Origin of the sequence: Streptomyces sp. NPDC048623, from assembly GCF_040650755.1 — a bacterium.
Lineage (GTDB): Bacteria > Actinomycetota > Actinomycetes > Streptomycetales > Streptomycetaceae > Streptomyces.
Genome location: NZ_JBEZHV010000005.1, coordinates 229,567 through 242,629, shown reverse-complemented (window position 1 = coordinate 242,629; position 13,063 = coordinate 229,567). Strand labels below are relative to the sequence as shown.

Below are 13,063 nucleotides of genomic sequence, written 5' to 3'. Positions count from 1 at the left end.
TCCACGGCGGCCTCCTCCGGGATCGGTGGTGCCTTCCACGGTACGTGTTCGTCCGCTTGCGGGGACGGTTTCGTCGCTGTCGCCATGCCGGGACACTGGCATATGCCTTTGGTCTGCCGAGTGGATTCAGGGAGCCGCCACCCCTACGGGTGACGTGGCAGGCCGTGTACGGCGAAGGCCGCCGCCCCGGGCTTCCGGGAGCGGCGGCCTTCGGCCGGACACGTACTGCGTCAGTCCTTCTTCGGGTCCTCCAGGCGCGGGAACAGGACCGCGCCCTTCGTGATCGTCGCGCCGGCCGGGAGCTGGCCCCAGGTGGCGGCGGACTGGACCGGCTGGGTGGCGAGGGCGCCCAGGGAGGGCTCCGCGCCGAGGGACTCCCAGAGGGCCTGGGAGGTCTCCGGCATGACCGGGTTGAGGAGGACGGCCACGGCGCGCAGCGACTCGGCGGCCGTGTAGAGGATCGTGGCGAGGCGGGCGCGGCCCTCCTCGCTCTCGTCCTTCGCGACCTTCCAGGGCTCCTGCTCCGTGATGTAGCCGTTGACCTGCTTCACGAAGTCGAAGATCGCCAGGATGCCGCCCTGGAAGTCCAGCTCCTCGCCGATCTTCCGGTCCGCGACCTCGACCGCCTTCGCCAGGCCGTCGTGCAGCGCCTTCTCCGCGTCGCCCTCGGCCGCCGAGGCCGGCAGCTCGCCGCCGAAGTACTTGCCGACCATCGCCGCCACGCGCGACGCGAGGTTGCCGTAGTCGTTCGCCAGCTCGGACGTGTAGCGGGCGGAGAAGTCCTCCCACGAGAACGAGCCGTCGCTGCCGAACGCGATCGCGCGCAGGAAGTACCAGCGGTACGCGTCCACGCCGAAGTGCGAGGTCAGGTCCTGCGGCTTGATGCCGGTCAGGTTCGACTTCGACATCTTCTCGCCGCCGACCATCAGCCAGCCGTTGGCCGCCACCCGGCCCGGGACCGGCAGGCCCTGCGCCATCAGCATCGCCGGCCAGATCACTGCGTGGAAGCGCAGGATGTCCTTGCCGACCAGGTGCGTGTTCGCGGGGAAGGTGTCCTCGAACTTCGCCGGGTTCTCGTTGTAGCCGACCGCCGTCGCGTAGTTCAGGAGCGCGTCGACCCACACGTAGATGACGTGCTTGTCGTCCCACGGGACCGGGATGCCCCAGTCGAAGGTCGAGCGGGAGATGGAGAGGTCCTGCAGACCCTGCTTGACGAAGTTCACGACCTCGTTGCGGGCCGACTCGGGCTGGATGAAGCCCGGGTTCGCCTCGTAGAACTCCAGCAGCTTCGGGCCGTACGCGGACAGCTTGAAGAAGTAGTTCTCCTCCTTGAGGATCTCCACCGGGCGCTTGTGGACGGCGCACAGCTTCGTGCCGTCCTCGGCCTCGATGAGATCGCCCGGGAGCTTGTACTCCTCGCAGCCCACGCAGTACGGGCCCTCGTAGCCGCCCTTGTAGATCTCGTCCTTGTCGTACAGGTCCTGCACGAACTCCTGCACGCGGTCGGTGTGACGCTTCTGGGTGGTGCGGATGAAGTCGTCGTTCGCGATGTTCAGGTGCTCCCAGAGGGGCTTCCAGGCCTCCTCGACGAGCTTGTCGCACCACTCCTGCGGCGTGACGTCGTTCGCCTCCGCGGTGCGCATGATCTTCTGACCGTGCTCGTCCGTGCCGGTGAGGTACCACACCTTCTCACCGCGCTGGCGGTGCCAGCGGGTGAGCACGTCGCCTGCGACGGTCGTGTAGGCGTGGCCCAGGTGAGGAGCGTCGTTGACGTAGTAGATGGGGGTCGTGACGTAGAACGCCTTCGAGCCCTGCTTCTCGGATCCAGTGGCCGCCATGGTCCGAATTTTAACGGTCGGGGGGACCTGCCCTCACACGGATAAACCCGGGGCCGGAGGGCGACGCCCCCCGGCCCCCGGGTTCATCCATGATCAGTGCTCCGACCAGTGCTCCGACCAGGGCTCCGACCAGGGCTCCGTCGGCTCCGTCAGAGCGACCAGTCCGCCAGCAGGCCCCGGTAGAACTCCGCGTGCGCCGTCTCGGCCGGCGTCGTGCCCGCGAAGTGGACACCCGTACGGGGAGTGGCCAGCTTGCGCAGGTAGTCGAAGGCCTTGGCCTCCTCCTCGCCCCACACCGTGAACCGCCAGTGGAACGCCCGCTCCGGGCGCTCCGCCGCCTCCGTCAGGGCCTGCGTCGCGGGTGTCTTCGCGTCCGGCGCGCCGTCCGTCTGGAACACCACCAGGGCCGGGAGGGACGGGTCCGCGGACTTGTCGTGGAGGGCGAGGACCTCCTCGACGGCGCGGTGGTAGTTCGTCCGGCCCAGGCGGCCGAGCGTCGCGTTGATCTCCTCCACGCGGGTGGGGGTGAGCTCGGCGGGGGTCAGCTCGGCCGTGCCGTCGATGTCCGTCGAGAAGAAGACGGCCGTCACGGCCGCGTCCTCGTTCAGGTGCGCGGCGAGCGCCACCGTCTGCTCCGCGAGGCGCTGGACCGACCCGTCCTTGAAGTACGGCCGCATCGACCCCGACCGGTCCACGACCAGGTACACGGCGGCGCGCGCCCCGGCCAGGCCCTGCTTGCCGAGGACCGTGCCGGCCGCCTTGTAGGCGTCGACGAGGTGCGGGGCGGCGGCCTTGACGCGGGCGAGGGGGACGGCGGGGGCGGCGCCGGACGCCTCGTCCGAGGCGGGCGCCTCGGGCTCGGCCTCGGGCTCCGCCGGGGCCTCGGCGGCTGCGGCCACCGGCTCGGGGGCGGGGGCGGGGGCGGGGGCCTCGGCCGGGGTCTCCGGCTCCGTGGCGGGCTGGGGCTCGGTCTCAGCCTGCGGCTCGGGCTCCGGCTCGGCCTCCGGTGCTTCCTGTACGGGGGCGGGCTCCGGCTCCGGGGTCACCTCGGCGACGACCGGCTCGGGCTCGGATACGGCCTCGGGCTCAGGCGCCGGCTCGGGCTCCGGCTCGGTTACGGCCTCCAGCTCCGCGGCCGGCTCGTCAGCCTCCGGCTCCGCCGGGGTCTCCGCCTCGGCCTCCGCGGCTACGGGAGCCTCTTCCGCGACCTCGGCGGCCGGGGCCGCCTCCGGCTCGGGCTCCGCCTCGACATCCTCCGCCGCAGGGGCGATTTCGGCCACCGGCTCCGCCGGGGCCTCGTCCTCCGCCGTACCGGCGTCGTCGACAACGTCGGCGGCGGCCTCAGCCTCGGCCTCGACCACAGGCACCTCGGCCTCCGGCTCCGCCTCGGCCGCAGGAGCCTCAGCCTGCTCAGCCTCGACCTCAGCCGTCACCTCCGGCTCCGGCTCCGCCACCGGCTCGACCTCGGCCTCGACCTCAGCCACCGGCTCAGCCTCGTCCCCCGCCTTCCGCGCCTGCGGGATCTGCGGGTTGTCGAACGCGGCCGCCACCAGGTCCGCCGCCGCCCGCTCCGCGGACGCGGGCACGGCCGCGGACACGGACGCGGGCACAGTCTCAGCCACGGCCTCCGCAGTCTCCGTCTCCGTCTCCGTCTCCGCCTTCGCCTCAGCCGCAGGCGCGGACGCCTCCGCCTCAGGGGGCGTCGCCTGGGGCGGGACGACGGAGGTTGCCGGGACCTCGACTTCCGCGGTGTTCGCGCGGTCGCGGCCGAATACCTTGCGCAGCAAGCTCCGAATACCCATGGGCGAACCCCTTCGCATGAGTTGGGTGCGGTATGCGTCCCTTTGTTCCTGGCTCAACGGCGATTCCTGGCCAGGGCGGACACGTAAGGTTAGCGGCCGCCCTCCCCGGCCCCTACGACCCGGGCGCCTGCGGTCGCCGTGGATTCATCGGGCGTTCACTCCTTCGCCGCCATCGTGCAGGCGCGTGCACATAACGTCACGGCCGACCGCGCCTTATCGCGCCCCACAACGGAGGACAACGTGCGCAAACTGCTGCCCCTGCTGAGCAACAACGCCCACGGCGGCGGCCGTTCCGCCCTTACCTGCCGGTACCGCTGCGGCAACGCCTGTTTCCACGAGGTTCCCAACACCAGCGACAACGAGTACGTCGGTGATGTCATAGCCGGTGTGCTTTCGCGCCGTTCGCTCGTGCGCGCCGCCGCGGTCGTGACGGTCGCCTCCGCCGCCGGGTCCGCGCTCGCGCTCGGCACCGCGCCCGCCGCCGAGGCGCACGAGCCCGGGAAGGGGAAGGGCCACGCCAAGGCCGACGGCGCCCGCGGCCTCCGCTTCGCGCCGGTCCCGCCCAACACCGCCGACCAGGTCACCGTCCCCGCCGGCTACTCCCAGAACGTGGTCATCCGCTGGGGCGAGCCCATCCTCCGTGGCGCCCCGGCCTTCGACGCCGACAAGCAGACCGCCAAGGCGCAGGCCGGCCAGTTCGGCTACAACAACGACTTCCTCTCCCTGCTCCCGCTGCCCGGCGAGCACCACCGCCAGGTCCTCGTGGCCAACCACGAGTACACCGACGAGAACCTGATGTTCCGCGGTTACGACCCCGCCAACCCGACCCGCGAGCAGGTCGAGATCGCCTGGGCCGCGCACGGCCTGTCCGTCGTCGTGGTCCAGGAGGAGCACCGCGACGGCAAGCTGGCCGCGGTCACCCGCCACCACCTCAACCGGCGCCTGACCGCCACCAGCGAGTTCGAGCTGACCGGCCCGGCGGCGGGCAGCGCACTGGTGAAGACCTCCGCCGACCCGGCCGGCCGTACCGTCCTCGGCACGCTCAACAACTGCGCCGGCGGCACCACCCCGTGGGGCACCACCCTGCACGGCGAGGAGAACTTCAACCAGTACTTCGCCAACGCCTCCTCCGCCACCGACAAGCGCTACGGCATCGGCACCGCCGCCAGCGAGCGCAAGTGGGAGCGCTTCGACAAGCGCTTCGACCTCGCGCAGGAGCCCAACGAGGCGCACCGCTTCGGCTGGGTCGTCGAGCTCGACCCGTACGACCCGGAGTCCACGCCCCGCAAGCGCACCGCGCTCGGCCGCTTCAAGCACGAGGCCGCGCAGCCGCGCCTGACCGCCGACGGCCGGCCGGTCGTCTACATGGGCGACGACGAGCGCTTCGACTACTTCTACAAGTTCGTCTCGTCGAAGCGGATGAAGAAGGGCGGCTCGCGGGCCGCGCACGCGCACAACCTCACCCTGCTCGACGAGGGCACCCTCTACGTCGCCAAGCTGACCGGCGACAGCCCCGCCGCCGAGATCGACGGCACCGGCAAGCTGCCCTCCGACGGGGCCTTCGACGGCTCCGGCGTGTGGATCCCGCTCGCCACGGCCGGCCCGGACGGCACCGCCGTCTCGCACGTGCCCGGCATGAGCGCCGAGGAGGTGTTCGTCTTCACCCGCCTCGCCGGTGACAAGGTCGGCGCCACCAAGATGGACCGCCCCGAGGACATCGAGCCGTCCCCGCGCACCGGCCGCGTCTACGTCGTCCTCACCAACAACAAGGACCGCGGCAAGCCCGGCAAGGCCGCCGCCGACGAGGCCAACCCGCGCAACGAGAACAAGCACGGCCAGATCCTGGAGCTCGCCGAGCACTGGGACGACCCGTCCTCCGACGGCTTCGCCTGGCGTCTGTTCCTCGTCGCCGGCGACCCGAACGACCCGGCCACCTACTTCTCCGGCTTCCCGAAGGAGAACGTCAGCCCCATCTCCTGCCCGGACAACGTGGCCTTCGACCCGCACGGCAACCTGTGGATCGCCACCGACGGCAACCAGCTCGGCTCCCACGACGGCCTGTTCGGCGTCGCGGTGCAGGGCGGGCGGCGCGGTGAGCTCAAGCAGTTCCTGACCGTGCCGACCGGCGCCGAGACCTGCGGCCCGCTGATCCAGGACCGCCGGGTCCTGGTCTCCGTGCAGCACCCGGGCGAGCTCGACGGCGCGTCCGTCGAGAATCCGGCCTCCGTCTGGCCCGACGGCCCCGGCAAGATCGTCCGCCCGTCGGTCGTCGCCGTCTGGCGCACCGACGGCAGCGACATCGGCGTCTGACACCGAGTCGGCTGAGGGGGGCGGGCGTCAGCCCGCCCCCTGCTCAGCCCCGGAGGTACGGGCTCCGCCCGCGCCGCCCACGCCGAGGCCTTCCCGGAACCGTACGAACTGCTCCTCCGGCTCGCCCGTGTACACCCACGGCACCCACGCCGCCCGCGCCCCGAGCAGCGTCATCGCATCCCGCGCTATCTCCACCTGGCCCGCGTAACACGCCGCGTGCGCCAGATAGTTGAGCTCCGCGACCTCCTCCGGTGCCACCGGCCGGCCCGGTTCCCGGCCGCCGATCCACCGGGCGTGCGTCCGCCGGAGCTCGGTCACCGCGAGCTCGTGCTTCCAGTGCTGGTCGAAGCCGCGCACCGGCCCGCGCCCCAGCGCCCCGTCCACCACGTACCGGTACTCCTCGACCCGTGCGATCTGCACCAGGATCGGCAGCGGCGAACCGGGCGGCGCCACCCCCGCCGCGTCCCGGGCGAAGTCGTACATCGCGCCGTGCGTCCCGTGCCAGCGCGCCGACCAGTAGCGCAGCACCTGCGTGTGCCCCTCGGTGTTGTACGGGTCGCGGCGCCGCAACTCGTCGAACCAGTGCCGCAGTTGGCGGCGCTGCACCCCGCCCTCGTAAAGCCGTGCCACCGAGAGTAGCGACACCCACGGCATGGGGTCGGCCGGCGCCGCGTCGGCCGCCGCGAGGCACGCGTCGACGGACGCGTCGACCCGGCCCCGGTCGACCGTGCTGCCCCGTCCGGCGGCGATGGCCGCGTCGAAGACCCGCACCACCTCCGTCGCCGCCCGCAGCACCGCCGCGTCCGGGTTGCCGGGCTCGGCGGCCCACCAGGCCTCGACGGTCGAGCTGCCGGCCGCCGCGTGCGAGAGCAGCCGCAGCCGGTGCGTACGGCGGGTCCAGTCGTCCCCGGTCGCCCGCAGCAGATCCCGTACGCCCTGCCAGCGTCCGATCACCATGTCGTGCCGGGCCTCGGTGAGCGCCCGGTCGCCGAAGTCCGGGTCGAAGTCCGGCACGAACCGGGCCTGACGGGCCGAGCGGCGGCGCAGTGCGGCCATCGGTGACCTCCCTCGCGAGGCTGGGATCGGGGACGGGTACGGGGACGGGTGCGGGCGTGAATCGCCGTACGAGTACGAGGACGTCGGGTACGCGGACTTCGGGTCGGAAGAGGGGGATCGGGCGGCGTCGGTCGCAAGCGGGCGCCGCCCGCATCGGAAGCCCGGAACTCAGCGGTCAGAAGTCCGTCGCCAGCGACTCGTCCGCCCTCCGCGCCCGCGGCGAGTCCGGCGAGGCGAAGGGCGCCGCCGCGGCGAGCGCGCGGGCCGCGTCGAGGCGGGCCGGGCGGTAGTAGGTGCTGCCCTTCCTCCAGTACACGAGCATCGGCACGACGCCGATCCCGAGGCCGCCGAGCCCGATCGCCAGGGAGACGGCGGACAGCTCGCCGAGGGACTCGACGAAGGCCCACAGCATGAACGCCGAGCCGAGCAGCGGCCACACCCCGCCGAGGACGAACTCCTTCACCGAGCGCAGCAGCAGACCCTTGTACGCGACCACGGCGGCGAGGCCCGCCAGCGCGTAGTAGAACGCGATGAGCAGGCCGATCGCGCTCACCGCGTCGCCGAGGACCTGGCCGACCGAGCCGGCGGCGGCCGCGGCCGCGAACATCACGAGCGCGGCGGCGCCGACGGCGACGACGGCCACCCACGGGGTGTTCCAGCGCCGGTGGACGGTGCCGAGCGCGGCGGGCAGGGTGTGGTCGCGGCCCATCGAGAACAGCGAGCGGGTCACCTGGATGAGGGTGGTCTCCAGGGTGGCGACGGTCGACAGGAGCACGGCGAGGACGAGCAGTCTGCCGCCGACGCCCGGCCAGATCTCCTGCCCGAGGACGGCGAGCACGTTGGCGCCGCCCTTCTCGATCTGACCACCGCTCAGCACCACGTTCACGGTGACCGTGAAGGCCTCGAACAGCAGGAACACCACCCCGACGCCGACGAGCGCGGCGAGGCCGGCGGTGCGGCGGCTGTCGCGGGTCTCCTCGCTGAGGTTGCTGGTGACGTCCCAGCCCCAGTAGTAGAAGGCGGCGATCAGCGCGCCCGCCGCGAAGCCGGAGCTGCCGCGGAAGTGGCCGAATCCGAACCACGACCAGTCGAACGCGGTGGCCTGCCCGTGGTGCATGACCGCGGCGAGCACGAACGCCACCAGGATCAGCATCTCCAGGCCGGACATGACGAGTTGGGCGCGCACGGTGAGCCGTACGCCGCCGAGGACGACGAGCAGCATCATCAGGAACCAGCCGGCGCCCACCGCCACCGAGAGAGCCGTGTCGTCGGCGAGCGCCGGGTCGATCAGGGAGAGCGTGAGCGAGCCGGCGGGCAGTGAGCCCGCCACCATGAACACGATCGTGGCGAAGACCAGCGCCCAGCCGGAGAGGAAGCCGAGGAAGGGGTGGAGGGTGCGGCCCACCCACGAGTATCCGGCGCCCGCGTTGACGTCGATCCGGCCGAGGCGGGCGTAGGCGAGGACGATGCCGAACATCGGTATCGCGCAGTAGAGCAGCGCCGCGGGCCCGGCCAGGCCGACCGCGCCGAACAGCACGGCGGTGGTCGCGGCCAGCGAGTACGCGGGCGCGCTGCCCGCCACGGCCATCACGATGGTGTCGAACGTGCCGAGGGCATTGGGCTGGAGGCCCCGGCCGGGGAACCGGCCGGAGGATCGGCCCGGTGCTCTGCCGGAACTGCCGGAAGTGGTGCGCATGGCGGTGTCCTCGGGGACGCGGGGGAGCGGAACGCAGGACGGGGTGAAGGTGGCCATGACCGTGCCACCAGGTCGCTCGTGGCCGGAAAGGGACGCGGATCACGGTGAATTCGAGCGCATCGTAGTCGTACTCGTGAGTTCGGGTAACGGCGGTGGGAGGGTTCGGTTCCGCAACCGCCGGTAACTGCTTCCGTACGCCCCTTTGGCCGGGTTTACGGCGCGGGCGGCGCGGAAGATCCCACTTTCCGGCTATCGCTCGCGGTCCGGGGTCGCGATGGCGCGGGCCGCGCGGACCTCCTGCCGGAGCGGGGCGAGGACGCCTTCCTCGTCGCCGCCGAGGTCCGCCCGTACCTCCACGAGCACGCTGCTGGAGCGCAGCCCGTCGGCCAGTTCCCGCAACTGGCGTTCCACGGCGGTCACCTCGGCCGGTTCGGGCGGCGCCGCGCCGTGGGCGACGCGGATGCGGGCGGCGGTCGTGGCGTCCACGATCCGTTCGACGGCGATGGCCAGCGGCCACCACGCGGCGGCCAGGTCCCCGGCGGGCGGCGGTTCGGTCAGCGCGCGCTGGAACTCCGAGCGTACGGACGACATGTCCCGGTACAGCTTGCGCCGGGCCCGCTGCCGCGCCGCCGGGTTCTCCTGCTCGTCGGAGCCGTAGGCGCGGGCGAAGGCGAGGGTCACGTACGAGGCGGTGTCCTCGACCGCGTCGGCGAGCCGGTCCGCGACCCGGGTGTGCCAGGACTCCGGCCACAGCAGATAGCCGGCGAGCAGCGCGATGCCGCAGCCGATGAGGGAGTCGTAGAGCCGGGGGAGCACCAGGTGGGAGCCCTCGTGGTTGAGCAGGTCGGACAGCAGCAGGATGACCGGGGTGATGGCGGCGGTCTGGAAGGCGTACCCCTTCGCGGAGAACGCGGGGATGAGCGCGGCGAGCACCATCATCACCGGCACGTCCCACCACCCGCGCGGCACCGACGCGAGCAGCGGCGCGGCGACGACGAGCCCGGCGGCCGTGCCGAGGGCGCGCAGCACCGCGCGCGAGAACACCGAGCCGAAGTCCGGCTTCATCACGAAGGTGACGGTGAGCGCGACCCAGTACGAGCGGGGCACGGCGATCAGCGACACCAGCGACTGGGCGAGCCCGATGCAGAGGGCGAGCCGCAGGCCGTAGCGCCAGGAGGCGCCGGAGACCAGCACGTTGCGGGCGGTGCGCCGGATCCGTACGCGCAGGGCGGCGGGCCGGCCGAGCCGGTCGTCGACGTTGTAGGGCTTGGGCTCGGCCTGGTGGACGACGCGCGCGGCGTGCCGCAGGGCCACGTCGACGGCCTTCTCGGAGGGGCGGCGGGCCTCGGGCAGACGCAGGGCGGGGGCGCCGGTGCGGCCGTGCTCCACGGTGTCGGCGAGTTCGCGCACGGCGGCCGGGATCTCCGGGGGCAGCGGCCGGTGGAAGCGGCGGGCCGCGAGGTGGGCGGCGGGCGCGGCCTCCAGGAGCGGGATGAGCACGTTGAGCTGGGCGAGCAGCCGCACCAGGGTGGGCGCGCGGCCGTGGTGCCGGGCGCGGCGGGCGAGCACCAGGTCGTAGGACTGGTTGAGGGAGTCGGTGACCGCCTGCCGGCGTTCGTCGTACGTGTCGGTGCCGGCGGCCTCGAAGAGTTCGGCGACCGCCCGGTAGGTCCTGGCGACCGACGTCCGCTCGGGCGCGCTGCCGCGCAGCGGCCAGCCGAGGAGGGTGAGGGCGAGCACGACGACCCCGCCGAGGACGAGCAGCAGCGGCGGTCTCCACCAGGGGTCGGGCATCGGCAGACCGGCGCCGACGACCGCGTTGAGCAGGAGCAGCAGGCCGGAGACGGAGGCGACGGCGCCGATCGACGAGATCATCCCGGAGACGAGCGCGACGAGGGTGAGCGCGGCGACGGCGAGCCAGCCGTGGCCGTACACGAGGGTGCCGAGGGTGACGCCGAGGGCGCCGAAGAGCTGCGGTACGGCGATGTTGAAGACCCGCATCCGGTACGCGTCGGCGGTGTCGCCGATGACGCCGGAGAGGGCGCCCATCGACACGAGCGCGCCGTAGGTCGGCTGTCCGGCCGCGAACCCGGCGGCGAGCGGCGCGGCGAGCGCGATCGAGGCACGGCCGACGGCCGGCCAGGGCACGGGGGTGGGCTGGGGCCGCAGCCCGGCGGTCAGCCAGGCGGGCGGGGACAGCCGGGGGGACGGTCGCTGCTGGTCGGACGGCCTTTGTTCGGCGGGCTCCCGTGCGGATGTCGGCATGCGTCAAACGTACGGCGGGGCGGGGGCGAAAGCGCAGGCGGTAGCGGGGGTGTGGGTGGTGGCGGGGCGCAGGCGGCGACGGGCCGGACCCCTGCGGGCCGCCGTGGTCGTGACGCTCGCGAGCCGGCCCGGGCTGCCGCGGGCCGGATGCCTGTGGGCTGCCGCAGGCGGCGACGGGCCGGACACCTGCAGGCCGCTGCGGGCCGGATGCCTGCGGGCCGCCGCAGACCCCCGCAGGCCGGGCCGTCGCGGGGCGTCGCGGGTCAGCTGCGGTAGCCCTCGACCTCGGCTGCCGGGCGGACGGCCGCGGTGTCCGGGTTCTCGCCGAACTCGGTCTTGGCGCGCCGCTGGCGCAGCAGGTCCCAGCACTGGTCGAGCTGGACCTCCAGTTCGGCGAGCCGGGAGCGTTCCTCGTCGCGGAGGCCACCGGTGCGCTGCCGCAGGGCGCGCTCCTCCTCGACGAGGGAGCCGATGTTCTCGAGGATCTCGTCGTTCTCCATGCCCTCCAGCGTGGCCGATCGGCGCCCGGTCCGCGAGGCGGACGGGCGCCGATCGGTGCTTCCGAGGCAGGCAGGCAGGCAGGCCGAGGAGCTCAGTGCCGCAGGGCCTGGGCGATCTGGGCCTGGGTGGCCCCGGAGAGGGTGCGGTTGCTGCGGGCGGTGCCGCTCTTGGACTTGCCGGCCTCGACGCCGTCGATGTTCAGGACGACGGAGTCGAGGAAGTTCCCGTCCGCGTCACGGAAGTTGACCATGACGGTGTAGTCGGCGGTCTTGTCCGTGGGGTTGGTCGCGGTGATCTCGGCGACCGTCCGGTCCCCGTCCGTGGACGTCGGCCCGGCCTTCACGTCGCCGGTCGCGTTGATCCCGTCCTTGACCTCGGCCATCTTCTCCTGCGCGGCCGAGGCCACGGCGGCGGTGGCGGAGGAGACGATCCCGCCGGCCGCCTCCTTGGCCTCGTCACAGCCGGTCAGGGCGACCGGCCCGAACGCGGCCAGGGCGAGGAGCGCGGCGGCGGGGGCCGTGCGGCGGCGGCTCACCAGGACTCACGTCCGTAGTCCTTGTCCGCCGCCAGCGCCCAGATGACGAAGACGGACACCGCCATGGAGAACAGCGCCCACCACGGCTGGTACGGCAGGAACAGGAACTGCGCCACGATGTTCAGCGAGGCGAGGGCGATACCCGCGATGCGGCCCCACTCGGCGCCCTTGAGGATGCCGGCACCGGCGATGGTGACGACCACGCCGAGGCAGAGGTGGATCCAGCCCCAGGACGTCAGGTCGAACTTGAAGACGTAGTCGCCGACGCGCGTGTAGATGTCGTCCTCGGCGATGCCGGCGATGCCCTGGAGGATGTCCAGGACGCCGGTGACCAGCATGAGGACACCGGCGAACATGGTGCCGCCGGACGCCCAGGCGCCGGAGGTCGACTGCTGCGGAGATTCGGTGTTCTTGCTCATGGGCTCATCGTGGGAGCGTCTGTTCGGTTTCGAACCTTCTGCTGGGCCGTACGGGTGACAGGTCTATCCTGGACATGTAGCATCCAGAACCATGAGGATGAACGAGGGCGTGGAGTGGGCGATGCACAGCTGCCTCAACCTCGCCTGGATCGGCGAGGGCGGGGACGGCCGGGACGGCCGGGAGGGCGGCGGGCCGCGGGCGGTCACAGCGGCCCGACTCGCGGCGTACCACGAACTGCCCACGGCCTACCTCAACAAGCAGCTCCAGGCTCTGGTCCGGGCCGGCATCCTCAGCTCGGTCTCCGGGCCGCGGGGCGGCTTCCGGCTGGCCCGCGGGCTCGACCGGATCACGTTGATGGACGTGGTCGTGGCGATCGAGGGCCCGGACGAGGCGTTCCGCTGCACCGAGATCATCGGCCAGGGACCCGGCGCGGTGACGACGGGCCGTCCGAGCGCCGAGTGCGCGATCGCCGAGGCCATGGGCCGCGCCGAGCTGGCCTGGCGGCGCGAACTGGCCGCCAGGACCCTGGCCGACGTGCGCGCGCAGGCGGAACGGCAGGCGCCGAGCGCGCCGGAGCGGATCCGCCGCTGGTTCGCGTCCACGGCCTGACGGTGTTCCGTCGGGCCGCGGCTGCCGCGGC

The 13,063-nt window shown here is 72.8% G+C and carries 10 protein-coding genes; 2 read left to right on the top strand and 8 right to left on the bottom strand.

The window, feature by feature from the left end; translation table 11 throughout:
- Positions 1–230 precede the first annotated feature (230 nt).
- Positions 231–1,838 (bottom strand): methionine--tRNA ligase, encoded by a 1,608-nt coding sequence (gene metG / locus AB0C73_RS10055; RefSeq protein ID WP_362526941.1) that lies wholly within the window; start codon positions 1,836–1,838, stop codon positions 231–233.
- Positions 1,839–1,987: 149 nt separating this feature from the next.
- A complete protein-coding gene (locus tag AB0C73_RS10050) occupies positions 1,988–3,460 on the bottom strand; it encodes a VWA domain-containing protein (protein WP_362526939.1) in 1,473 nt (490 codons plus the stop codon).
- Positions 3,461–3,880: 420 nt separating this feature from the next.
- Here AB0C73_RS10050 and AB0C73_RS10045 point away from each other — a divergent pair, with 420 nt between their 5' ends.
- Entirely contained in the window at positions 3,881–5,950 is a 2,070-nt protein-coding gene (locus AB0C73_RS10045) for a PhoX family protein (protein ID WP_362526937.1), read from the top strand.
- Between the two features lie 27 nt (positions 5,951–5,977).
- On the opposite strand, the gene AB0C73_RS10040 is transcribed toward AB0C73_RS10045, so the two are convergent.
- From AB0C73_RS10040 to AB0C73_RS10015, 6 genes are all read right to left on the bottom strand, one after another.
- Complete coding sequence (locus tag AB0C73_RS10040; RefSeq protein ID WP_362526935.1) at positions 5,978–7,006, bottom strand: hypothetical protein; 1,029 nt, start codon at positions 7,004–7,006, stop codon at positions 5,978–5,980.
- A 175-nt stretch (positions 7,007–7,181) separates the two neighbouring features.
- Positions 7,182–8,702, bottom strand: coding sequence for an APC family permease (locus AB0C73_RS10035; protein ID WP_362526932.1), 1,521 nt, complete (start codon positions 8,700–8,702; stop codon positions 7,182–7,184).
- A gap of 249 nt (positions 8,703–8,951) precedes the next feature.
- Complete coding sequence (locus AB0C73_RS10030; RefSeq protein WP_362526929.1) at positions 8,952–10,967, bottom strand: FUSC family protein; 2,016 nt, start codon at positions 10,965–10,967, stop codon at positions 8,952–8,954.
- Between the two features lie 263 nt (positions 10,968–11,230).
- Positions 11,231–11,467, bottom strand: a complete 237-nt coding sequence (locus tag AB0C73_RS10025; RefSeq protein ID WP_362526927.1) for a DUF2630 family protein — start codon at positions 11,465–11,467, stop codon at positions 11,231–11,233.
- A gap of 92 nt (positions 11,468–11,559) precedes the next feature.
- Positions 11,560–12,003: a hypothetical protein gene (locus AB0C73_RS10020; protein WP_362526924.1), complete on the bottom strand. Its 444-nt coding sequence runs from the start codon at positions 12,001–12,003 to the stop codon at positions 11,560–11,562.
- Positions 12,000–12,422, bottom strand: a complete 423-nt coding sequence (locus tag AB0C73_RS10015) for a hypothetical protein (protein WP_362526921.1) — start codon at positions 12,420–12,422, stop codon at positions 12,000–12,002. The genes AB0C73_RS10020 and AB0C73_RS10015 overlap by 4 nt, the downstream gene beginning before the upstream one ends.
- Before the next feature lie 97 nt (positions 12,423–12,519).
- Between AB0C73_RS10015 and AB0C73_RS10010 the strand changes: the two genes are divergently transcribed.
- Positions 12,520–13,032 carry an Rrf2 family transcriptional regulator gene (locus AB0C73_RS10010; protein WP_362527252.1) on the top strand — a complete coding sequence of 171 codons (513 nt, stop codon included), beginning with the start codon at positions 12,520–12,522 and terminating at the stop codon, positions 13,030–13,032.
- Positions 13,033–13,063: the final 31 nt, after the last annotated feature.